Below are 24,592 nucleotides of genomic sequence, written 5' to 3' on the forward strand. Positions count from 1 at the left end.
GGGCAAAGCAACGCAGATCCACTAACGGAGCATAACCGGATTATTTATGTGTACTACAAATATTAAAATGCTGAACGAACCTGTAGAAACAACCAGGGGGCAATTACACCGCGCACATCGCCCCGAACAAACGCCGGCCCGGCCACCATTGAGCCGCGGAACGCTCTGGCTGATGACCATCGCCACCGGTGTAGTGGTAGGAAACAATTATTATAACCAGCCCTTGCTGGGGCTGATGGCCCGGGATTTTGGGGTGAGTGAAGGTCGCATCAGCAATATTGCCATGCTCACGCAGGTAGGCTTTGCCCTGGGATTATTGCTGATTGTGCCGTTGGGCGATATGCTTCGTCGCCGGCGGTTGATCCTTATTGATTTTGGATTGATCATCCTTTCGCTCATCGGTATGACCATTGCACCTACAGTGGGGTGGCTGCTCCTGGCCAGCTTAATGGTGGGTTTTACATCGGTACTTCCCCAATTATTTGTGCCCATGGCTGCCGAGCTGGCGGCAAGGGAAAAGCAAAGTGCGGCGATCGGCATGGTGATGAGCGGCTTGTTGCTGGGTATCTTATTATCGAGGGTTGTGAGTGGGGTAGTGGGTGATCTCTGGGGCTGGAAAATGATGTATTATATGGCTACGGGGGCGATGGTATTACTGGCCGGGCTGATTGCATTAAAGCTGCCGGAAGTACATCCCTCGTTTAAAGGAAGCTATGGATCGTTAATGCGCTCCCTTCTACACCTTACCCGCACACAGCCGGTGCTGCGTTTGGCCGCATTTCGCGGAGCAATGGGATTTGCGGCGTTTAGTGCGTTCTGGACTACGCTGGTGTTTCATCTTGAGGATGCACCATTTCATGCCGGAGCTGCGGTGGCAGGGTCTTTTGGTATTATTGGTGCTGTAGGTGCCCTGGCCGCCGCATTGGTGGGGCGGGTAGCCCGGTTGGTAACGCCGTTCCGGATTATTTTGTGGGCGATTGTGCTACTGATCGTGAGCTGGTGCATTTTTTATATTGGCGGGTATACCTATATGGGACTGATCATGGGTGTGATCCTGCTGGACCTTGGATTGCAATCGATGCATATCCTGAACCAGTCTTCCTTTTTTGCCTTAAACCTGGGTGCCAATAACCGGCTGAATACGGTTTATATGTTCAGTTATTTTATAGGGGGCGCTTTGGGTACCTACCTGGCGGCACAGGCCTGGAAGTATGGACAATGGAATGGCATAGTGGCCATCGGCATTGCCTTTACCCTACTGGCGCTGGCGGCGCACCTGGTCTATGGCCGGCGTACGGTTGCAGGCGGCGGATCGTCCCGTTCTGCGTTATAACATAGAAGCCGCTATTTTCCCCAGTTGTTTCAGTTTCCGGTCGAGCTCATCCGTCCATGGCAGGCCGATACAAAGACGCATACAATGATGATATTGGTCCTGTAGTGTAAACATTCTTCCGGGTGCAATACTTATTTTTTGACGGATGGCCCGTTCATATAATTCGGCGGTATCGATCCGGTTGCTGAGTTCCACCCATAGTGCGAGCCCGCCCTGCGGGCTGCTGACGCAGGTGCCGGCCGGAAAGCAGGCGGCAATGGTATCGGTAAAGCGGTTAAGATTCCATTGCAGGCGATTGCGTAGTTGATGCAGGTGGTTATCATAGCGATCATTCTCAAAGAACCGGGCCGTTGTTTCCTGGGTAATAGCGGTAGGCGAAATCGAATGAACGTATTTCAGGTTGAGTATGGCCTCCTTGTATCTTCCGGGCGCTACCCATCCCACGCGGTAGCCCGGTGCCAGGGTCTTTGATACAGAGCCGCACCATAATACCAATCCATGCTGATCGAAAGCCTTACAGCATTTTGGCCGGCTTTTGCCAAAATACAGTTCGCCATAAATATCATCTTCAATGAGTGGTATATGATGGTTGGCTAATAATTGTACCACTTCTTTTTTATGCGCCTCCGGCATCAGGCTGCCCAGCGGCGTATTGAAATTGGTAACCAGCAGGCAGAGCCGGATCTTGTGAACTACCTTTTTTAAAGCATCGATTTCGATGCCGGTAAGCGGATGCGTAGGCAGCTCCAGCACTTTTAAATTCAGGCTGCGTGCTAATTGTAGAATGCCAGGATATACAGGGCTTTCCACGGCGATGGTATCTCCTGGTTTGCTAACAGCCATCATGCAAAACGAAAGTGCATTCATGCCGCCTGCAGTGGTTACAATATCATCCGCAGTAAGGTCTCCGCCCCAGAAAAAGGATCTTCTCGCAAGGGCATTTCTAAGTTTCAGGTTTCCCTGTATCGATTCATAAGCAGTACCGTTGCCCTGCAGTTGACGTATAGCCCGTGTCATTTCCCTGTTAAGCCGGGATAAAGGAAGCAGTGCTTCAGAAGGGGCACCTACGGAGAATAATATGAGCTCTTTTTTCCCCATGTTCCCATACACCTTGCCGATGATTTCGTTAGGTGCTTCGCTGCTTTTAACCGGCAGCGGCCGGCTGGCTTCCGGAACCGGCAAGGGACGCCGGATACGGTTGGTGACAAAGTAGCCGGATTGGGGACGGGATTCTATCAGGGATTGTTTTTCCAGTTCCAGGTATATCCTCTTTGCGGTGTTAATGCTGACACCCTGTTCACTGCTTAAGGTTCTGACAGATGGCAGGCGGTCGCCGGTTTTGAACACGCCGCTACGGATTTGGAAGGCCAGCTTCCGGGTTATTTCCAGGTAAATAAATGCTTTTTTCACCTGGCAAATTTAAACTGTGTCCATTTAAGTTTAAAAAATTGTATCTGTATCTATTTTGATATTTTTTCTTCTTTTGTAAAAAAACATTCAAATGCATGCATTCGACATTCGTATCGGAAGTGACCAAATGGATATTGTACTGATCCATCGGTTTTTAACAGAGGAATCCTACTGGGCCAGGGGTATCAGCTATGATATCGTGGCCAATGCGGTAAAGCATTCATTTTGTATCGGCGTCTTTATAGATGACAGGCAGGTGGCTTTTGGCCGGCTTATTACGGATTATACCACATTTGGCTGGCTGGCCGATTTTTTTGTATTAACACCATACCGGGGGAGAGGCCTTTCGAAAGCCATGCTAAGCACATTGATGGAACAGTCCTGGACAAGCGGGTTGCGACGGCTAATGCTCAACACCAGCGACGCGCATGGTCTTTACCGGCAATACGGGTTTGAGCAGCCGGCCAATACCGCCACGCTGATGGAAGTATACCGGCCAAAAGCGCACTTGGAAACAGGGCATCGCCGTTAGCCCGGATTAGGGGTATGCGCCTATAGAGACCAAAAGATTGCAGGTTCCGCTGAACAGGATAAAATCAGCATATTGTGGCAATTAAAGGAAATAAAAGCTTTATGCGATTTGGGTTTGCCCGCGGCTGCCTCAATTTGCTGACCTTTCTTTGGCCGGATAGGAAAGATAAAATCTGCGCATCAGCGGCATTAAGGTCTTGGCAATGCCTCTGTGGCATGGAACAAAAACAAAAATTTTGTATCTTTAATACAAAGATAACCTCATGGAGCACCCGTTGATGTACCGTATTGCTCTTACCCTTGTTCCGAATATCGGTCCTGTAATTGCACGCATGCTGCTACAGCACTTATCACCGGAAGCGATCTTTACAGAGCGAAGATCGGTGCTGGAAAGTATCGAAGGCCTGGGCAAATTACGAGCCGACAGTATTCTGAAGTTTAACGGTTTTTCGCAGGCGGAGCGGGAACTGGTTTTTATAGAAAAGCATGGTGTCCGGCCGCTTTTTCTTACCGATGCCGATTACCCGCAACGCCTGCTCAATTGTTATGATGCACCGGTGCTCCTGTATTATAAGGGTAATGCCGACCTGAACCAGTCGAAGATCGTTGCAGTGGTAGGCTCAAGGTTGCATACGGAGTACGGCAGGCAGGTTTGTGAACAGCTGATCCACGACCTGCAGGATAGCGGGGTGCTGGTGGTGAGCGGCCTGGCCTATGGGATCGATTCACTGGTACATAGGTCGTCTTTAAAAGCGGGCCTGCAAACCGTAGGGGTGCTGGCGCACGGACTGGACAAAATTTACCCTGCGGATCATTTGGCCATGGCAAGGGAAATGACGGGCCAGGGAGGCCTGCTGACGGAGTTTGTGACCGGTACTAAGCCGGACCGGCATCATTTTCCCAGTCGGAACCGGATCGTGGCGGGGATGAGCGATACTACAGTAGTGGTGGAAACCGAGATCAAAGGGGGCAGCATGATTACAGCCGACCTGGCCAACGGGTATTATAAAGATGTATTTGCATTCCCCGGAAAAATATCGGATAAAAAAAGCAGCGGCTGTAACCATCTTATTAAAACCAACCGGGCACAATTGCTTACAGATGGAAAGCAACTCCTGGAAACCATGGGTTGGGCACCGGTAAAAAAAACGGTGAAGAAACAAACAAGGGAATTGTTTATCGAACTGTCTGCCGAGGAACAGGCTATTGTTACGCTGTTGCAGGAGCGGCAGCAGGCCGATATTGATGAACTGCACCTGCGCTCCGGGCTTAGCAGCAGCAGGGTGGCCGTGGCCGTGCTCAACCTGGAAATGCAGCAGGTGATCCAGGCATTGCCCGGAAAAATGTACCAGTTGCTGTAAGGAAGGCCGGCGGTTTTATTCTGATACAAGCTTGAGGGCTTTGTCAAAGAATTCGTCCCTGCCTTCCCGGATCCCTTTGATGGTCCGTTCCATCGGTAGATCCGGAACGATACCGGTTAAATGATGTTTACTGCCATCATGATTCTTGGCCACCATCCCCGTCCAAATAATGGTATACCCCCCCGGCAAATTGACGGTATTAACGTCGCCATTAGCACCGGCGGAGGGTTGGCCAATGATGGTGGCAAGTTTGAAATCTTTGATAAAACCCAGGTAGCTTTCTGACAGGCTGATAGCGCGGCTATCCGTTATAAAAACTACTTTTCCGGTAACCTGGGGTTTCTTGGGCTTCATATTCCATCCGGAGCCTTTGAACTCAATATTTTCCTGGTCCGGATATGCCGTCTGCGGAGTGAACAGCCATTTTGTATCTTCTTCCTCTTTTAGAAGATGATCGATAAAGTCGTTGTTACTTTCCGGATGACCCCGGAAGTCGCAAATAATGCCCCGGGCTTTGGCAAGCTCCGGCATCCATTTATCGATCGAATCCTGCAACACGGTACTCATATCAAGATAAAATAGATCGTCTTCAATTTTGCCACTTGGTTTTTTCAACCGGTTCAGACTATTATAATATTGCGCATCGCCAAAACTACGTTCCCATTTTTGACGATGAAGAGCTCCGTCCTGTCTGTAGCTTATTTCCACTGTGGTGTATCGGGAGCCGTCTAATAGCGTGCTAACGGCAGCGTATGATTTCCATTGCGGGGACCCGGAAATATAGCTCATCCTATCTTTATAAATATCCATCACATCTTTCCCGTTTAGGGCTGTGATAACTGCCCCCCGTTTGATCCCGCTGATGCTGGAGTCTAAAACCTGGTCTACAACCACCTGCCCTTCCACCCAAGCCAACAGCAGGGGTACGCTGTATGCATGAGTGGTATCTCCCCATAAACCAACCCGCATGTGACCATCATTTAAAGGCTCCGTAAGCTTTAACAAGGTTTGTTTAAATTCAAGCGGAGTTGTATCAGCAAACGACTTTTTGATCGCTTCATTCAGGAACTCATCAGCACTTTTGGACGCATCTTCCCAGTAAGGGAAAAAATGTTTAAAAACATTCCATGCAATAGCAATGGCACCCAACCGTACAGCAAGGTTTCCAGCCGTTTTGTGCTGCTGATAAAACGCCGTTATTTCCTTTTTAAGCGCATTGAGCTTTGCGCTATCTGCAACTGGAAAGGTATGGTCGGCAGTACCATAGAGCGCTATAGGGAAGATAACATCTATATTTTTTGCAATGGATTTTCGAAGCGTGGTGCCGGGCGCTGGAATGTGTTTATAGTTTACAGCATTTATGTTTACCACAGGACGGTTGCGTTCCATTCCTGCATTTTCACTCGCCACGGAAAGCACTTTGTTGTTTCCGACGGTAGCCATTGTATACTTATATCTTTTTGCCGGGGCTATATTCCAATTGGCCGGAAGCGCATTGCTCCATGTTTCAAAATCTCCATTATTGACGGGTACCGGTTCCCATTGCTTTAGAACCTGGTCATAGGCAAAAATCTTTATATCATCGAACCACACAGACCCCGTTCCTTCCAGCATTCCGCCAAGTATCATTTGCCGGGCGTTCTTGTCAACCATTCCGGATAACCTGTACACAGCCCATTCATTTTTTTTGGCAGGCTCACTATCGATATTATAGGAAAGCCCGGCTGCTCCGGCCTTGTATATTTTGATCCGTAAATAACCACTGCCATCTGTAACGTTCGCTTTCATTTTTCCCTCTATTCGGATCTGCTTCCCCCTTAAGCCGGTGATGTCGATAACCTGTGTAAACAGCCCAGACCTTTCTGATGACCCGGTAGCAGCTTCTATGGGACGGTTGATTCTCTTGCTGGAATAAGGCCGGCGATCATTGATTCCCACGCCCGTATGAAACCAAAATATGTTTTTATATTCCCGCGGCTTAGGGGGCGTAATGCTTGCGGGACTGAATTGCGGCTCAGGCCCCAGCTGGATGGAAGGGGCGATGGGCATAAATAAATTGCTGAGGATTTTAACGAGTTCTTCGTCTGAAGAAGCTTTTAGAACCTGGAGGGCGCCATAAACTGCAAACTGATTCCAGTTAATGGACGCCGCTTCATCAGAAGGATGAAAATGACGGATATAACCAAAGAGCCTGGTAAATGCTTCTATGTTCCGAATTTGGCGCGCAGGCGGTTGTGTATGACCAGCAGATACAAACTGTAACAGCAAGCAAAGCAACAGGAGGAATCGCATAGTAGTTATTTTGGGTAAGCAAATTTCATATGTACCCATAAATTTAAAACGGGGTAGCTGACTTTTGTGTTAACCCTTTTGTAATGTTTTCCAGATAGCGGCAACTATTTCTCAAACCGGAACGCACTGCCTAAAAGACCGCCCAGCCCCACCCGTACCCCATAGGTTGTCTTTAATAAAGGCTGATAGCCGGCGATCACATCTACCCTGAATAATTTGAAGATGTTCTCTATTCCGGCAAATGCCTCTGCGTAATATTGATTTTTGTTCACATAAAACGCGTTGCTTCCGGCTACCAGGTTCCATTTAAGCTTGTTGAATAGTGGAATTTTATTGGTCAGCAAACCATTAAAGTGATGCTCTATATTCTCTTCCGCATAAAAGCGCGCTGTATTACTGTATGCATAATAGGGCGCCAGCTGGAAACTGTTCAGGTATTTGATATTGTAAAACGTCTGATTGCCGTTGAAATGTTTCATGTCGGGGATGGAATACGCGTTGGCACTCAGGAATCCGCCGGCTCCGATCCTGTATTTGAACAGGCCTGCCAGCCGGAAGTTTTTATCGTGCGTCATTTCCAGCGACCATTTATGATAATTGACGTCGCTGCCCAGCAATTGCGGAATGCCGGCGGTATAATTAAGGGCAAATGCCGGCTTATCCGATCCGATGGATGCCTTATAGTTGGGATATTGAACATATTTCTGTCCGGGCTGGTATCGAAGCGTAAGGCTTCCGATCAACACCTGGTGCGGGTTAAAGGGGATTTGCTGTAATGCCTCCGGATGATTGGGCGTAAAATTTTTGTGCCGGTTGAAGAATGAAAAGCCGGAGCTGTTTTGCAAAGGTATACGGTCTTCATACAAGAGTTCCGCATAAATGCCCAATCCGTTTTCAAACCGGTTATTGTAACGGACGCTTCCAAACCAGTTTTCATACAACTTCATAAAATTGCTTCTGAAAAACAAAGTATAGAAGGTATTTGTCAAAGCATTGATGGGTTCATCAGTGTTGAACTGCGATACCCGCTTTCCGCCGGAGAAGCTTAAGTACCGGTTTCGGTAGGGCAGCTCTTTAGGTTTAATCGTAAAGGTTCCGTAGGTATTAAAATGGTGATTCTCGAAGCCATACCGCAGGTTCCAGTGCAGGTCGTACTGGTATCTGCTTTTTACCGGGACGTAAATAAAGGTCTGGTCTGTCTTTAATGCCATTCCTTCTACCGTATTGTACTCCAGCCCTTTTACCAGGCCTTTAAGTTTATAAGTAAGCGTATGGTTCTTTGAGTACCACCGGTATTGCTGGTTGTTCCACAGTATATTCCCTACGGTAATCTTCTGATGCCGTCTCAGGGAATCGTAGTAGGCCTTTGGGCGGTTCCGGTTCAGGGCGTTGAGACTATCGCGGAATGCATAATATTTTTTTTCATCATCTTCAAGCGTTACAGGGCGCTGCTGTTTCCAGAAATTGGAATCTTTTTTATAATAGCCCGTATCGTATTTCATTACTATATTGTTGAAGTAATTGGCGGCGTATTGCGGATGTAGGTTATAATTGCTGTATACGTTTACAAAGCTGCCCACTCCGCTAAATCCAAACTGGTTAAAGGAAAAGGAAAGGATCTGGTTCCGGGTTTTCCATACGCCGGGTGCTACCGGGCTGTGCAGCTGTTTGATGTGAAGGGTGTCGATCAGCTCCAGCTGGTACTCTTTGGTGAGCATGAGATCCAGGCTGTAAATATGCCAGGTAGCATCTGCAATGTCAATGGTTCCGGAGAACAGCGGCTCGTTTTTTCTTTTAGGAATGACGCGGATGGTTTTAACGGTGATCCCGTCGCGGGTATAGGTGTTCAAAAGTTTATACCGGTAAAAGTTCAAAGCACCATCCGCAATGGGTGAAATATAACCGCGAGAACTGTTGCTGAGATCAAACACGGCTACATTGTTGGTATAAAAGGAGGTAACCTTTGAAAAATTCAATCCCATATTGTTGCCCCGCTCGTAGCTGGAAAGCACGGTGATTTTCGATTGGCGGGGTTTTACCGCATCCAGCCGGATGTTCGATTCCGATAACAGCAACACCCCTTTTCCTGTGGCGTCCAATCCGTCGTCGGCATCCCGCTCTATCTTTTGCCCAAATACCTTTTTAGGAATATTACGAGTACGGATGATCCCTTTGAGATAAATATTTACGGACAAAGAATCGGTTTGGTGTTCGTAATAGGATTTCTTTTTAATAGCCTGCCGGATGATGCGGTACGCCGGGTCTTCTCCTTTACTTTTAACGACCACTTCGCCCATCAGGTGGTCGTTGGTATAAAGCATCACATTTAGCACCTGCTCCTTATCGGTAATGGTTATTTGCTTTTCAAACGGGATGTATCCCACATATTCAAATACAAGGGTATAGCTGCCTGAGGCAAGTGTCAGGGAATAGAATCCTTTACTGTTGGCTGTGGTTCCGCGAGTGGTGCCTTTCACCGTAACAGTGGCATAGGGTAGTGCGGCTCCATGTTCATCGGTAACCGATCCTTTTACCTGGGCCAACACAGACGTGTGCAGGAAAAAAAAAGTAATGGCAGTCAGTATCAATGTTTTCATTGTTGTGATTCGTATCTGTTGGTTTAAATGTTACATCATCCGGTATGGATGCAAACCTCCCACGAATCTTTGAAAAGGAAAAGTTAAATGCCGTAGGAACGGATGGGCTTTCAGAAGTATTGGAAACAACAGGCCCCGGAAATGATCCGGGGCCTGCTTATGTTATTTTTAAGGATATTATCCTTCTTTTCTTTTTGGAGGAAGGGTGATCCAGTTCCTGCCCTCGCGCGCGATCAATGCTTCCGCATCTTCCGGCCCCCAGGTGCCGGGTGCGTAGTTGGGAAAATCAACGGGTGGGCGGTTTTCCCAGGTTTCCAGGATCGGCTCAATCACTTCCCAGGCAACTTCTACCTGGTCGCCACGCATAAATTGGGTGGGATTACCCATCATTGCATCCAGCAAGAGGGTTTCATAAGCCTCCGGCTGGGGAGCATCATAGCTGTCGCTGTAGCTAAACACCATGTTTACGGGGTTCAGCGACATCGTCTGACCCGGGCGTTTGGCCTGGAACCGCAGCCGGATGTCCATCTCGGGCTGTATGCTGATGGTAAGCCGGTTGGAACGCCAGGTTTCGGAAGCCTCCGGCGGAAATGCATATTTGGGCGCTTCTTTGAACTGTATCGTAATGAGTGTCGTTTTCTCTTTCAGGAATTTCCCGGTACGTACATAAAACGGTACATCCTGCCAGCGCCAGTTGTCGATATAAAATTTTACTGCTGCAAAGGTTTCCACGGAAGAGTCGGGCGCAACACCCTTTTCGTCCCGGTAGGCCTTCATCTGTTCACCTTGTACCCATCCCTGGGAATACTGTCCGCGCACCGCATATTGCTGTACTTCTTCCTTTTTGATCTTCCGGATGGCATTCAGCACATCCGATTTTTTATTACGGATTTCATCTGCTTCAAAAGAAACCGGGGCCTCCATGGCCACCATACACAACAATTGCAGGATATGGTTTTGTACCATATCGCGCAGGGCGCCTGAACGTTCATAATAGCCGCCGCGGTCTTCCACCCCCACGGTTTCCGCTGCGGTGATTTGCACATGGTCGATATAGTTCCGGTTCCAGATGGGTTCAAACAAGGCATTGGCAAAGCGCAGCGCCAGGATGTTCTGTACGGTTTCTTTTCCAAGATAGTGATCGATACGGTAAATCTGGCTTTCATCAAACATCTCCGTCAGCAGGCGGTTGAGTTCTTCGGCGCTCTTCAGATCATGTCCGAAAGGTTTTTCAATAACGATGCGTGCTTTGTTCTTATCCTTTGCTTTTTCCAGCTTGTTTAAATTGGTGGTAATTTCAGGCACCAGCTGCGGCGCTACCGCCAGGTAGAAGAGCACATGTACTTCCACGCCCCATTCCGCTTCGTAGTCACTGATAATCTTTCCCATGGCTGTATAGTCCGCGGGTTTGTCTACATCCATTCGCAGGTACGATACCTGCTGCGAAAATTTTTCCCAGCTCCCGTTGCCATCGCTTTTCCGGCGTGAAAACTCATTGATGCCTTCCAGCAGGTGATTTCTGAATTTCTCGTTGGAATAATCCGTACGCCCGGTACCGATGATGGAAAATTGCTCCGGCATCAGGCCATCCAGCCAAAGATTATACAGGGCAGGGGTCAGTTTACGCTGATTCAAATCTCCGCTTCCGCCAAATATAAAGAGGATCGTAGGCCCGGGCTTTTTTGTAAGATTGTTTTTAAACATGATTCAGTGCTGCATTAAAATTTGTTTGCAAAAGTAGGACTAAAAAGAAAAACCGGAGTATTGTTTGTGTGTTCCGTTGGTTTTCATACTGATGTACTTACGCAAACGATTGCATGTGTCAACCGCTTTAACATATGGACAGGAATCCGAACAGTCTGGATTAAAAATAATTGCAGACCTGAAACCCTTGCGGGAAGTGGCTTCCAGCGTCATGGAATTGCAAGATCCATGTGACCAAATTGTAAAACCGTGATTCGTATTTCCTTTTTCCCTTACCTTTGCACATGGCAACAAGAAAATCTTCTGCAGCTACTGCAAATAACCCCAAGATCGCCTTTGAAGGCTTAACATTTGATGACGTATTACTGGTTCCGGCATTCAGCCAGGTGCTGCCGCGCGAGGTAGATATCCGTACCAAACTTACAAAAGACATTACGCTAAATATTCCCATCTTATCCGCAGCCATGGATACGGTTACGGAAGCGGCACTCGCTACTGCGATTGCGCGCGAAGGCGGACTGGGCATCCTGCACAAGAATATGAGTATTGAAAAACAGGCCGAACAGGTGCGCAAGGTAAAACGGAGTGAAAGCGGCCTGATCCTGGACCCCATTACCCTGCTGGAAGATGCCACCATCGGAGACGCGCTGAAGCTGATGGCGGAAAATAAGATAGGAGGTATTCCTGTAATCGATACAAATAAAAAACTCAAAGGGATCCTTACCAACCGGGATCTTCGTTTTGAAGATAATCCCAATCGCAAAGTAAGCGAGGTGATGACCAGTACAAACCTCATCACTGCTCCCGAGGGTACCGATCTGAAAAAAGCAAAAACGATCCTGCGCCAGCACAAGGTAGAGAAATTACCGGTGGTAGACCGGCAGGGCAAATTGATCGGCCTGATCACGTACCGCGATATCCTGCAGGTAACCTCCTTTCCCAACGCCATTAAAGACGGATTCGGACGGTTGCTGGTAGGTGCAGGCGTAGGCATTACCGGGGATGTGGCCGAGCGGATCGATGCGTTGCAGCAGGTGGGAGTGGACGTGGTTGTACTGGATAGTGCACACGGACATACGAAAGGCGTGCTGACGGCCTTAAAGACAGTTAAAAAGAATTTTAAAAAACTTAATATTATCGCGGGTAATGTAGGTACAGCAGCGGGCGCCCTGGCAATGGCGGAAGCAGGGGCGGATGCGGTAAAAGTAGGTATCGGACCGGGATCGATCTGTACCACACGCATCGTTGCCGGAGCGGGAATGCCGCAACTGACAGCCATTATGGAAGCTGCTTCAGGACTGAAACGGAAAGGCATACCGATCATTGCAGACGGTGGTATCCGGTATACCGGCGACCTGGTAAAGGCGCTGGCTGCAGGTGCAGATTGCGCCATGATGGGCAGCATTTTTGCCGGTACCGAAGAAAGCCCGGGTGAGACCATCATTTTTGAAGGACGTAAATTTAAGGCATACCGTGGTATGGGCTCGCTGGGCGCCATGGCCAAAGGCAGCAGTGACCGCTATTTCCAGGATCCGGAAGATGATGTGAAAAAATTTGTTCCGGAAGGTATTGAAGGCCGGGTGGCTTATAAAGGCACGCTGAAAGAAGTGATCTATCAATACACCGGCGGACTTCGCGCCGGAATGGGTTATTGCGGGGCAAAGAGCATTAAAGATCTTCAGAACGCGCAATTTGTAAAGATCACTAATGCCGGAATGAACGAAAGCCATCCGCATGATGTGGATGTTACTAAAGAGGCTCCGAACTATAGCCGGAAGTAATTATTGTTTATAGTGAATGGGTCGTGGTGCATGGTAAATGGATCATGACCCATTTTAATAAGTTCCAGGTTCCGGATCTCAAAGAAAATAAAGATCCAAGATCAAAAAGCAAAAATCAAAACCAACCACATATACTATGAAATACATAATACTGCTATTAATGCTGCTCACAGGTTCCGCGGTTACCAACGCACAGGTACGTGTGATTACACGCGCAGCGGAAGCATACAGCCATTTTAAATTCCGGGGAGCCCGGTTGCTGAACGTGAATGAAGCCGGCGTTGATGGGCGGGAAGAAAATGTATTTATTTTCTCAAAAGCGGCAAAAGGAGCCCGGCCGGATACGATGTATCTGCAGCGCTACACCAGGGGTAAAAGCGGCTGGGCTGTAAAAGGGGATACCATGTTGGTGCATGCCGGCGTTATCATGAACTGGGATGCCCGCAAAGGCTTTTTCGACGGGGACGGGGATGGCTGTGTGGATGCGTATTTTATTTACAGTCTGACCGATGCAGATCTGAAGCAGCAATCGGTGCACCTGCTGTTTTCAAAGGGCACCGCATTTTATACGGTTAGCGCGTTCGCCGCGGACGGATACAATAAGAGCCGGTATTCCAGCAACTTTGAACAACTGTCGCCGGAGATTAAAAAAAGACTGATGGAGGCCTGGGAACGGTTGGATAAGGAGTGATTGTTTAAATGTTAGGCACTAAAAACCCAAAGACAAAAATCAAAGAACAAGGATCAATAGACAGATTTCAAGGCACATCAGTAGCGCTAAATGCTTATTTTTCAGTGGCTATCAGTTATCAGATGCTTGCGTTAAGGACAAGAAGATCATTATTCAATGCAGATGTTCTATAGAGGTCTGTTATACAGAACAAGAGATCAATGCTGAGAGCTGAATGCTAAACGGATATTTTACGCTTGAATAAGATTCAATTTCGCTTGACACCAGTGCTGCATTCCCAGGCAAACAAGATCATCTGAATGTTAATGGATCTAATGACTAAATACTGAAAGCTGAGTGCTTAATCTGCCTTATTCACGCTTCCGGCCCCGTTTGCAGAAGAGCTTACTTTAGGATTGCCCTTGTACTTAATGCTGGAAGCGCCGCTGGCGTCAGCCGTCAGTTGTACGCTGGCGAATACATTGGCGGTACTGGCGCCGCTGGCTTCAATATTGGTGGTTTCGGCCTTCAGGTCAAAAGCGTGAATGGTACTGGCTCCGCTGGCTTCTCCTTTGATATCGCGGGTTTCCCCGGCAAGATTCAGGGTGGACGCCCCGCTGACATCCATCTGCACGGTGGGTGCCTTTACCTGGAGGGTCGCATTCGAGGCACCGCTGATATCCAGGATAAATGGCTCTTCCTGTGTGATTTTATTATCGCCCTTTAAGGTGGACGCACCGGATATTGCTGCTTTTTTCACTACGGGCATGGAGATATAAATTTTGATATCGTTACTGGGCCTCAGGTTCACTTCGTTTTTTTCGTCAATATCCAGCTCTCCTTCCTGAACACCTGCGGTGATATATTGAAAAAGGTTTTCATCTGTTTCGATCTTGACACTGAACACAGAGTCCTGTTTCAGGAATATCAAAGAGGCATTGCCTATATCAATGCTGCTAAAGTCTTTCAGATCGTAAGTTTTGCTTACAATTTTCCCATTTCCTTTAATCCGTTGCTGATCGATGATATTACAGGAACCTGCGAGTAAAACCGCAACCAATGCAAAAAAAAATAACTTTTTCATCTTCTGTTTTTTAAAGTTTATAATCGTTAATGTTCCCGGAACCGGCTAAAATGTGCGAACCTGCCCTGTTCTTTATTATAAAAATAAATGATTCATATACAAACCCGGCAATTTAACCAAAGGTTCTCCGGATTCTGCACCTATGTGATTTGCAATTTTATTACCTTCGCGCATCATGACCGAAAAAATCTTAATACTTGATTTTGGCTCCCAGTATACCCAGCTCATTGCACGCAGCGTAAGGGAAGCCAATGTTTATTGCGAAATCATTCCTTATTCCAAGTCATTTGAATTCGAAGGCAATTTAAAAGGAATTATCCTTTCCGGATCGCCCTTTTCGGTAAATGATGAAAATGCGCCGGTTATCAGCGTAAAAAGTCTCCTGGGACAGGTGCCGGTTTTGGGCATTTGTTATGGAGCACAACTTTCTACCAAGCTCTTTGGCGGAAGAGTAGAGAAAAGCAGTAAACGGGAGTATGGAAGGGCACAGATGCAGATCGGCCAGGCGGGAGATCCATTAATGAAAGCCGTAGAGGCCCGGAGCCAGGTATGGATGAGCCATGGTGACAGCATTCTGGAACTTCCTGCAGATTTTAAAGTGCTGGCCACTACAGAAAGCATACCGGTAGCGGCATTTAAATATTCCGGAGCAGCGCAACCGCTTTATGGGTTGCAGTTTCATCCCGAGGTATACCACAGCATTGAAGGAAAAAAAATATTAAAGAATTTTCTTACGGATATCTGCGGCTGCAGCCAGGACTGGACACCGGCGCACTTTATTACCGATACGGTAAATGAGCTGCGTGAAAAGATCGGCGATCGTAAAGTGATCATGGCATTGAGTGGTGGGGTAGACAGTACTGTTGCGGCTACGCTGATTCATAAAGCGATCGGAAGCCGGTTGTATGGTATTTTTGTAGACAACGGGGTACTGCGAAAAGGCGAGTTTGAGCAGGTGCTGGAAACCTATAAACAACTGGGGCTGAATATTAAAGGCGTTGATGCCAAGGCCACTTTTTATAAAGAATTAAAAGACAACCCCGATCCTGAGACCAAGCGGAAGATTATTGGCCGTCTCTTTATTGACGTGTTTCAGGAAGAAGCCAATCAATTAACGGATATCAGTTTCCTGGGTCAGGGAACTATTTACCCCGATGTGATCGAAAGTGTTTCGGTACATGGTCCTTCGGTAACGATTAAATCGCATCACAATGTAGGCGGACTTCCGGAAAAAATGCACCTCTCCCTGGTGGAGCCCCTGCGCTTTCTTTTTAAAGACGAAGTAAGAAAAGTAGGCCGTGAGCTGGGAATACCCGCTGAACTGATCGACCGGCACCCGTTCCCGGGACCTGGTCTGGCAATTCGTATATTGGGTGAGGTAACCGAAGAAAAAGTCAAATTATTGCAGGAAGCGGATGCCATCTACATCAATGCACTAAAAGAAAGTGGTTTGTATGCAACGGTTTGGCAGGCCGGAACAATCTTATTACCGGTAAAGAGTGTAGGTGTAATGGGAGATGAGCGTACGTATGAGTATACTGTAGCTTTGCGGGCAGTAACCAGTGTAGATGGTATGACGGCGGACTGGGCGCATCTTCCTTATGATTTCCTGGCCAATGTTTCCAACGAAATCTGCAACAATGTAAGGGGAATCAACCGCGTGGTTTATGATATCAGCAGCAAACCGCCGGCTACCATAGAATGGGAATAATATTTGCTAAGGATATACCGGTTTCCCGGGTCGGTCTTTTTGCAACATGCCGGTAACCGGTGATCAAATATTCTTGTGACTATGAAGAAATTATCATTATTTGTACTCCTTGCCGTTGGCCATGTTATGGCAGTAACGGCACAGGTAGCGGGCTCTCAACGGCATAAAATGGCCATTTTTACCCCTTTATACCTGGATGACGCCTTTAGTGCAGACGGATCGTACAATTACAGCGGTAAATCGTTTCCCAAAACATCCATACCCGGCTTGGAGTTTTATCATGGAGCGTCGATGGCCATCGACTCCCTTGACCGGCTGAATGTTCCGCTGGATATTTACGTTTATGACTCCCGGTCGGCAAAAATGCCGCTGGAAAGCCAGGTGAATAAGGCCGCATCCGACGGTGTGGAGCTGATCATTGCCAACTGCGCCATCAGCGAGCTGGACCGGTTATCAAAACTGGCAGCTTCAAAAAAGATCGCACTGGTAAATGCGGTGGTACCTAATGACGGAAATGTACGGGACAATCCTTATTTCGTGGTGATGAACCCTACCCTGCCCACACAGGGAGAGCAGATCTATGCTTACCTCAAAAAGAATTATCCCGGTCAGCAGATTATTTATCTTACCCGTAAAGGGGCTTCTGAAAACTACCTGCGGTCTGTTTTTGAAACCCTCAACAAACTGGACCGGACTACTGCCATGCACATCAAATTTACAGATGTCAAGGACTCGCTGTCACAGTCCCAGATCACGGCTAATCTTTTTACAGACCGCCCCTCGTTGTTTGTGATCGGATCGCTGGATAATAGCTTCTCGGAAAAACTGCTCGCCCAGCTGTCAAGACTGAGTAAAACCTATCCCCGGATCACCATAATGGGAATGCCCACCTGGGACAACCTGAACTTCTCAAAGTATAAAGGGTTGGACCTGGTGTACAGTACCCCGTTTTACAGCTCGAGGCTGGATGTAACCAGCCGTAATATCATCAGCTATTATAACTCGAAGATGTATGCAAGGCCTTCGGACCTTGTGTTTCGGGGTTATGATCTTACCTACCGGTTTGGCCGCCTGTTAAACCAATATGGCAAAAACCTTGAGGCGATGCTGGCGAGCAAGGATGTCCGGGTATTTTACGATTATGATATTCAGCCGGTGAGCAAGATCAATAAACTGGACTATTACGAAAACAAAAAGCTGTACTTCCTGGAATATTCCAATGGCAGCTTTAAAAGGGTTCGCTGATACCGGGGAGGGATCAGTTGTTTTTAAGATCATCCAGTATGCTTTTTTGAGAGGCAATGACCTTGGATTGTTTTTGTTGTTCTTCGAGGTTTTTTTGCATTTTTTCTTCAAGTTCCTTGTAACTTTCTTTCAGGGATTGTAGTTTTTGCTCTTCTGAAACCAGGAGGTCTTCTTGTTTCTTTATCTGGAAGATGGTATTGCTCCGTTTTACATCCGGTGCCAGGCTTTCCAGGAAGGCCTTTCCGTTGGCAGCAAGCACCACGGCGTCACCGACCACATTATTGCCTCCCTCCATGATCATATACAGGGTTGTTTTCTCTTTTCCGCTTTTGCCGGAGGGCATGGTTTTAAAGGTGTAGTCCAGCACCGACCGCGTAATGGAGGGGATGGCGCTGTTGTTATAGGAAATGAACCCCTTGTTAGCGGTATAGCTTAAACGGAGATCCGCCATTTTAGCTTTGAGCGCGTTTTCCACCACCGCCACCGGGTAATCGTATTCAACGGCGAGTGCCGGCTGATCGATCTTTTTATACCGGACTTTTCCTTCGTAGGCCTTTTGTGCAAAAGAAACAGTGCCGCCCAGTGTAAACAAAGCCAAAATCAACGAAAACTTTTTCATGTTAATTTGTATTTTTATAGAATGATGTATTGCGAAGGTAAAAAGATGTTATTCCAACCCCAAATTTTACCCGGTAATACCATTTAGCGGAAGAACAGTACATTTGTTAAATAATACAATGATCCATTGAGCGGCATTAAACAACTGGCAGGACAAACTATTTGGTACGGCTTAAGCAATGTGTTAACCAGATTAATCGGATTTCTTCTGACGCCCATTTTAACCTACCTGATGGTAGATTCAAAAGGAGTGAAGGAGTTCGGAGACTTTAGCTTATTGTACGCCTGGATTGGTGTCGCAAATATTATATATACCTATGGATTGGAAACCGGTTATTTTCGGTTTAGCAGCGATGCAGGTGTTTCTCAACGGCAACTTTTCAATTCAACTTTTGGTTCACACGTCATCACTACAATCGTATTAAGTGCAGTTCTTTTCTATTTCAATCATCCCATTGCCGAATTTTTAGAAATCGGAACACTTCCCCGGATCATTGTAATTACGGTGATTATTATGGGGTTTGACACCCTCTCCACCATTCCGTTTGCCAAGTTAAGGCAGGAGAACCGGCCACGCCGGTACGCTTTCATAAAAGTATTTGGAGTATTAATAAATATAGCCCTGGTCGTACTGTTTGTGTACTATATTCCCAAGCATTTCTCGGGATCAGAGAATTATTTGGTTAAGTGGTTGCTGCATCAAAATAGAGTTACCTTATTGGTCCTGGCAAATTTGGCGCAGGCTTTTTTTGTATTTCTGTTTTTATTTCCTGAATGGAGGCAATTCCGGTTCAGTATTGATACAACACTTTTGAAAAAGGTATTGCAGTATAGCTTACCCATGATTGTTATTGGTCTTGCCGGAATGGTGAATGAGGTAATGGACCGGCAGATGTTGAAAAGTTTCCTGCCCCATTCAATGGATGAAAATATGCGCATCGTAGGTATCTATTCCGCCAATTACAAAATATCCATTTTTATAACCATGTTTATACAGGCGTTTCGTATGGCTGCAGAGCCCTTTTTTTTCCGGCAAAAAAATGCAGTCAATGCCCGGCAAACTTACGCCCGTGTTATGAAATGGTTTGTTATTACACTTTGCATTGCATATCTGTTTACCGGGTTGTATCTTCATATCTGGCAGCACCTGATTGGCAAAGAGTACCGGTCTGGCCTCGGCATTGTACCAATATTGTTAATGGCTAATGTTTTTTTAGGAATTTACTATAATCTTTCAGCTTGGTACAAATTAACCGATAAAATGTATTGGGGCATTATCATTACAATTTTAGGCGCGGTAATAACTTTAATTGGGAACTATCTGTTTATACCCAGGTTTGAAATGTATGCTGGTGCAACGGTAACCATGATCTGTTATGGGTCAATGGTGGTATTGGCTTATTTGCTGGGCCAGAAATATTACCGGATACCCTATGCCTGGAAGAAACTCGTGGCATATATTTTTATAACGGTTCTGTTGTTTTGGATCAATAGTAAGGTAGGCTCTCTGATCAGTAACTTCTGGTTAAAAACGATTTCCGCAACTTTTTTTATGGGTGTGTTTCTGTATTTTATCGGTCGCGTGGAAAAAAAGGAATTGAAAGCATTACCGGTCATCGGGAAATTTATCCGGTAGAATTCTTTGACCTTTAACGAACCGGTCTTGCAGTTTGCTTATGTTTAATTCCGGCTTATTTTTGTCAAAAGCTGTTTTTATTTCCGGGTATAACAACATATTGTCCAGCCCCATAGGCTATTTAAAAGGGGTGGGGCCGCAACGGGCCGAGCTGCTGCAAAAGGAGCTGGGGGTTTTTACCTTTGGCGACCTGTTGCTGCATTACCCTTTTCGGCATGTAGATAAAACCCGGGTAACGCCTGTTGCCGCGCTTGTTCCGGGAGAGGAATATGCGCAGGTGGCCGGATTGTTGTCGCCGTTTGAATTGATCGGAGAGCGGCGTGCGCGCCGGCTTACCGCCCAGATCCGGGATAAAACCGGCACGCTGGAGCTGGTGTGGTTTCAAAGTATCAGCCTTATTCAAAAAGTGATCCAGCCCGGGCAGCCCTACCTGGTATATGGAAAGGTTTCCTTTTTTATGGGGAAGCCCCAGATTGTACATCCGGAAATGGAACCCTGGGACCCCGAAAGGCTGAAAGGAAAAGATTTCCTGGAGCCCGTATACCCGTCTACCGAAAAACTGAAAGCAAAAAACCTGGGGGGGCGACAGATCGGGAAATTGACGGCGGCGCTGGTAGCACATCTTACCGAACGCGATCTGCCGGAGAACCTTCCGTTGAAAATGCGGGAAAGCCTGCGGCTGATGCCCCGTTTTGATGCCTTTCGCAATATTCACTTTCCCCAAACTGCCGCACTGTACGAGGCGGCGGTGCGCCGTTTAAAGTTTGAAGAGATCTTTTTTGCGCAACTGCGGATGAATTTACTGCGATGGGAGCGGCACCGGTTCTCCCGGGGGGTGGTATTTGAAAAAGTCGGTGAACTCTTTAATCGTTTTTACAAGGAGTGCCTGCCCTTTGAATTAACCAATGCCCAGAAACGGGTCCTAAAAGAAATTCGCATCGATACCGGCAGGGGCAAACAAATGAACCGGCTGCTACAGGGCGATGTGGGAAGTGGTAAAACCATTGTAGCCTTGCTCAATATGCTGCTGGCGGCTGATAACGGGTTTCAGGCGGTATTGATGGCACCCACAGAGATCCTGGCGCGGCAACACTTCCAGGGCATTAAAGAACTGCTGGAACCATTGCCGGTGGAAGTGGCCATTTTGACTGGTACCACTAAGGGAAAAGAGCGCCGGTTGTTATTGGAGCGGCTTGCGGCGGGGGAGATCCAGATCCTGGTTGGAACCCATGCCGTGATTGAAGATCCGGTTAAATTTTTCAACCTGGGTCTGGTGATTGTTGATGAGCAGCACCGCTTTGGCGTGGCACAGCGGGCAAGACTCTGGGATAAGGCACCCATCCCTCCGCATGTGCTGGTAATGACGGCCACACCCATTCCTCGTACGCTGGCCATGACCGCCTACGGCGACCTGGATTACAGCGTCATCGACGAATTGCCGCCGGGACGGAAACCAATACAAACAGTGCACCGGTATGAGAACGACCGCAGTATGGTGATGGATTTTCTGAAGGCAGAGATTGCCCTGGGGAGGCAGGTATATGTGATCTTTCCGCTGATTGAAGAAAGCGAGAAGCTGGACTACGAGAACCTGATGCAGGGCTATGAAGAAATAAAGACCTATTTCCCCGAGCCGCAGTACTGGATCAGCATGGTGCATGGAAAAATGCCGGCCCATCAGAAGGAAGAAAATATGCGGCGGTTTGTGACGCATGATACCCAGATTATGGTCGCTACCACGGTAATAGAGGTGGGCGTTAACGTGCCCAACGCATCGGTGATGTTAATTGAAAGCTCCGAAAAGTTCGGATTATCGCAGCTGCACCAGTTGCGGGGCCGGGTGGGGAGAGGCGCGGAAAAAAGCTATTGCATCCTGCTTACCGGTAAAAAACTGGGCAATGAAGCCCGCGAACGGATGAAGATCATGACGTCTACCAATAATGGTTTTGTGATTGCTGAAAAGGACCTGGAACTGCGGGGGCCGGGCGAAATAGAGGGTACCCGGCAAAGCGGTGCTTTAAGCTTTAAACTGGTAGATATTGTAAACGACCGGGCGATGGTGGAAGCGGCAAAGCAGGAATGCGAGCAGATCTTAAAAGAAGATCCGGACCTCTCTCAGCCCGAACACGAGGTGCTGAAAGACTTTCTGCGTTCGCAGAAGGGAAAAACGGTGTGGAGTAAGATTTCTTAGAGCTAGGCATCAGTTTTGAGAGATTGAGAATCGAGACCGCCACCATTGAAATGGAATTTGAAGATCACATGGCTGATTTGAGGAACGAATTACAAACGTCTGTTATCGGATTGTTGGTATACGGAATCGGGTTTTCAGTCTTTAATATCTCATTTCTCAGATCTCAATTCTGATTTTTATATCATTTTTTCCTTTCCCAAATTTCCCCGAATTTTACGCCTCCTAAATTTATAGACTGTTCGTAAAAAAGACTAATGGCAGACAAAAAGATCACGGCGGAACATATTGAGGCTTTTAAGCAGATTGTGGGTGCCACTCATGTAATCATAGACGCAGAATCACTGGAGTTTTATTCGCACGACGAAACGGAAACGCTTCATTTTGTACCTGAAGTGGTGGTAAAGCCCGGAAGTACAGAAGAAGTATCCGCATTATTTAAGATCTGTAACCGGGATCTGATCCCTGTTACCCCGCGGGGCGGAGGTACGGGTTTGAGTGGCGGCGCCCTGGCACATCTGGGCGGCGTAGTGCTTTCTACCGAACGTTTGAACCGGATCCTGGATATTGATGAGCGGAACCTGCAGGTAACCACAGAGCCCGGCGTGATCACCGAAGTGCTGCAAAATGCCGTAAAAGAAAAAGGATTGTTTTACCCGCCAGATCCCAGCAGTCGTGGTACCTGTTTTATCGGGGGCAATATTGCGGAGAACAGCGGAGGCCCCAAAGCGGTAAAATACGGTGTGGTAAAGGATTACGTACTGAACCTGGAGGCTGTGTTACCTACCGGGGAAATCATCTGGACGGGCGCCAATGTATTGAAGAATGCTACCGGCTATAACCTTACGCAGCTGCTGGTAGGCAGTGAAGGTACGCTGGCCCTGGTTACGAAAATTGTATTGAAGCTTATACCCCTTCCAAAATATGACCTGCTGATGCTGGCTCCTTTTGCCTCTCTCGAAAAAGCAAGTGAGGCGGTAAGTGCTATTTTCAGGGCAGGCTTTAACCCCAGTGCGCTGGAACTGGTAGAGATCGATGCATTAAAGATCGTAAGCCAGATGGTAGACAGCTATGTGGTGCCGGTAAACGATGATATAGCAGCCCACCTGGTGGTAGAAGTGGATGGCAATAACCTGGATGTACTGATGCAGGAAATGGAACAGATCGCACTATTGCTGGAACAATATGAGGCCGGGGAGCTTTTCTTTGCAGATGATGCCCAGCAAAAAGAAGAGTTATGGAAACTGCGCAGAAGAACCGCAGAGGCGGTAAAATCTTCGGGATATACCATTGAAGAAGATACTGTGGTTCCCCGTGCGGAACTGCCCAAACTGATCAAAGGTGTAAAGGAACTGGGCCGGAAATACGACTTTCATGCAGTTTGTTACGGACATGCCGGTGACGGCAATCTGCACGTACGTATCAAAAAGGAAGGTAATAAAAACAGCCTGAACGATCCGGAAATGAATGCCATACTGCGGGAATTGTTTAAATTGGTAAAAAGTTTGGGAGGTACCATCAGCGGTGAACATGGCATCGGGCTGATCCAGAAAACCTATATGGACATTGTATTTGAACAACGCCAGCTTCAGGTTATGCGCGACATTAAGAAGGCTTTTGATCCCAATAATATTTTAAACGCCGGGAAGATATTTGATGCCGAAGCATCGATATAAACAAGGCGATAGCACATAAAACCGTTGAATATGAAAAGAATGATCTGTATGGCCTGTATGCTGGGAACGGCACTGTTGCTCACCATTGCATCGCATGCGCAGCAGGACGACCCGGTTGAGGTAAGAAACGCCAACAAAGAACAACCTTTTGAGGAAAAAGGATTTAAAAAAGAAAACCTGTTTACTGGCGGAGGCGTAACGGCCTCTTTTTATTCGGGGGGCAGTGTGCTAGGCGCCAGCCCGGTAATCGGCTATAAATTCAACGATTATTTTGATGGCGGTATTGTGCTGAACTATGTGTACAACGGGGCAAGGGATATATGGGGCGGCAATGACAAGCTGCGGCAGCATGTTTGGGGACCAGGGGCGTTCTTGAGGGCCTATCCGATCAGCTTCTTATTCCTCCAGGCACAGTTTGAGCAAAACTTTACCAATGAACGCTATACCTCTTCAAGGAACAGCTCCGTACCTTCTTATAAAATCAATGCCAATGCCCCTTCCTTGTTATTGGGCGGCGGCTATTCTACAGGCCGTATAAAAGGAGGCACCACCTTCTTTTATATTTCGGTGCTGGCGGACGTATTAAAAAACTGGAACAGTCCTTATGTAGATAAACGGTATGATGACTATGGAAATAAAAAACCGGTGATTATTCCGGTAATACGTGCTGGTGTAAATGTAGGCCTGTTCCAGGGAAGATACGGACGGTATTGATATGCGGAATGCCACGGTTTGATTCTTAAGGGAGATCTGCG

Annotated in this window: 17 protein-coding genes; 11 read left to right on the forward strand and 6 right to left on the reverse strand. The window is 47.4% G+C overall.

Features of this window, described 5'->3' with window-relative positions:
- Positions 1-46 precede the first annotated feature (46 nt).
- Positions 47-1,333 (forward strand): MFS transporter, encoded by a 1,287-nt coding sequence (locus LL912_RS21430; protein WP_235555659.1) that lies wholly within the window; start codon positions 47-49, stop codon positions 1,331-1,333.
- Here LL912_RS21430 and LL912_RS21435 read toward each other — a convergent pair.
- Positions 1,328-2,743 (reverse strand): aminotransferase-like domain-containing protein, encoded by a 1,416-nt coding sequence (locus LL912_RS21435; RefSeq protein WP_235555660.1) that lies wholly within the window; start codon positions 2,741-2,743, stop codon positions 1,328-1,330. The genes LL912_RS21430 and LL912_RS21435 overlap by 6 nt on opposite strands.
- Positions 2,744-2,834: 91 nt before the next feature.
- Between LL912_RS21435 and LL912_RS21440 the strand changes: the two genes are divergently transcribed.
- Together LL912_RS21440 and dprA are read left to right on the forward strand one after the other, a co-directional pair.
- The gene (locus LL912_RS21440) at positions 2,835-3,275 is read left to right on the forward strand and encodes a GNAT family N-acetyltransferase (RefSeq protein WP_235555661.1); all 441 of its coding nucleotides are present in this window, start codon (positions 2,835-2,837) and stop codon (positions 3,273-3,275) included.
- Positions 3,276-3,537: 262 nt separating this feature from the next.
- A complete protein-coding gene (gene dprA, locus LL912_RS21445; RefSeq protein WP_235555662.1) occupies positions 3,538-4,635 on the forward strand; it encodes a DNA-processing protein DprA in 1,098 nt (365 codons plus the stop codon).
- Between the two features lie 15 nt (positions 4,636-4,650).
- Here the strand turns inward: dprA and LL912_RS21450 are convergent, their stop codons facing one another.
- From LL912_RS21450 to zwf, 3 genes are all read right to left on the reverse strand, one after another.
- Positions 4,651-6,927 carry a S41 family peptidase gene (locus LL912_RS21450; protein ID WP_235555663.1) on the reverse strand — a complete coding sequence of 759 codons (2,277 nt, stop codon included), beginning with the start codon at positions 6,925-6,927 and terminating at the stop codon, positions 4,651-4,653.
- 104 nt (positions 6,928-7,031) lie between these two features.
- Positions 7,032-9,524, reverse strand: a complete 2,493-nt coding sequence (locus tag LL912_RS21455; RefSeq protein ID WP_235555664.1) for a DUF5686 and carboxypeptidase regulatory-like domain-containing protein — start codon at positions 9,522-9,524, stop codon at positions 7,032-7,034.
- 177 nt (positions 9,525-9,701) lie between these two features.
- Positions 9,702-11,228, reverse strand: coding sequence for a glucose-6-phosphate dehydrogenase (gene zwf, locus LL912_RS21460; RefSeq protein WP_235555665.1), 1,527 nt, complete (start codon positions 11,226-11,228; stop codon positions 9,702-9,704).
- A 284-nt stretch (positions 11,229-11,512) separates the two neighbouring features.
- Here zwf and guaB point away from each other — a divergent pair, with 284 nt between their 5' ends.
- Positions 11,513-13,009: an IMP dehydrogenase gene (gene guaB, locus LL912_RS21465; RefSeq protein WP_235555666.1), complete on the forward strand. Its 1,497-nt coding sequence runs from the start codon at positions 11,513-11,515 to the stop codon at positions 13,007-13,009.
- A 136-nt stretch (positions 13,010-13,145) separates the two neighbouring features.
- Positions 13,146-13,700, forward strand: a complete 555-nt coding sequence (locus LL912_RS21470) for a hypothetical protein (protein WP_235555667.1) — start codon at positions 13,146-13,148, stop codon at positions 13,698-13,700.
- Between the two features lie 340 nt (positions 13,701-14,040).
- On the opposite strand, the gene LL912_RS21475 is transcribed toward LL912_RS21470, so the two are convergent.
- On the reverse strand, positions 14,041-14,763 hold the full coding sequence (locus LL912_RS21475) for a head GIN domain-containing protein (RefSeq protein ID WP_235555668.1): 723 nt from the start codon (positions 14,761-14,763) through the stop codon (positions 14,041-14,043).
- Positions 14,764-14,938: 175 nt separating this feature from the next.
- Between LL912_RS21475 and guaA the strand changes: the two genes are divergently transcribed.
- Together guaA and LL912_RS21485 are read left to right on the forward strand one after the other, a co-directional pair.
- Complete coding sequence (guaA, locus tag LL912_RS21480; RefSeq protein WP_235555669.1) at positions 14,939-16,474, forward strand: glutamine-hydrolyzing GMP synthase; 1,536 nt, start codon at positions 14,939-14,941, stop codon at positions 16,472-16,474.
- Positions 16,475-16,555: 81 nt separating this feature from the next.
- Complete coding sequence (locus LL912_RS21485; RefSeq protein ID WP_235555670.1) at positions 16,556-17,719, forward strand: type 1 periplasmic-binding domain-containing protein; 1,164 nt, start codon at positions 16,556-16,558, stop codon at positions 17,717-17,719.
- 13 nt (positions 17,720-17,732) lie between these two features.
- On the opposite strand, the gene LL912_RS21490 is transcribed toward LL912_RS21485, so the two are convergent.
- The gene (locus LL912_RS21490) at positions 17,733-18,338 is read right to left on the reverse strand and encodes a hypothetical protein (protein WP_235555671.1); all 606 of its coding nucleotides are present in this window, start codon (positions 18,336-18,338) and stop codon (positions 17,733-17,735) included.
- 126 nt (positions 18,339-18,464) lie between these two features.
- Between LL912_RS21490 and LL912_RS21495 the strand changes: the two genes are divergently transcribed.
- From LL912_RS21495 to LL912_RS21510, 4 genes are all read left to right on the forward strand, one after another.
- Positions 18,465-19,973: a lipopolysaccharide biosynthesis protein gene (locus LL912_RS21495; protein WP_406603618.1), complete on the forward strand. Its 1,509-nt coding sequence runs from the start codon at positions 18,465-18,467 to the stop codon at positions 19,971-19,973.
- A gap of 61 nt (positions 19,974-20,034) precedes the next feature.
- Positions 20,035-22,164 (forward strand): ATP-dependent DNA helicase RecG, encoded by a 2,130-nt coding sequence (gene recG, locus LL912_RS21500; RefSeq protein WP_255785807.1) that lies wholly within the window; start codon positions 20,035-20,037, stop codon positions 22,162-22,164.
- Positions 22,165-22,418: 254 nt separating this feature from the next.
- Positions 22,419-23,837, forward strand: coding sequence for an FAD-binding oxidoreductase (locus LL912_RS21505; RefSeq protein WP_235555673.1), 1,419 nt, complete (start codon positions 22,419-22,421; stop codon positions 23,835-23,837).
- Between the two features lie 30 nt (positions 23,838-23,867).
- A complete protein-coding gene (locus LL912_RS21510) occupies positions 23,868-24,551 on the forward strand; it encodes a hypothetical protein (protein ID WP_235555674.1) in 684 nt (227 codons plus the stop codon).
- Positions 24,552-24,592: the final 41 nt, after the last annotated feature.

It is taken from the genome of Niabella agricola (assembly GCF_021538615.1).
GTDB classification, from domain to species: Bacteria; Bacteroidota; Bacteroidia; order Chitinophagales; family Chitinophagaceae; genus Niabella; species Niabella agricola.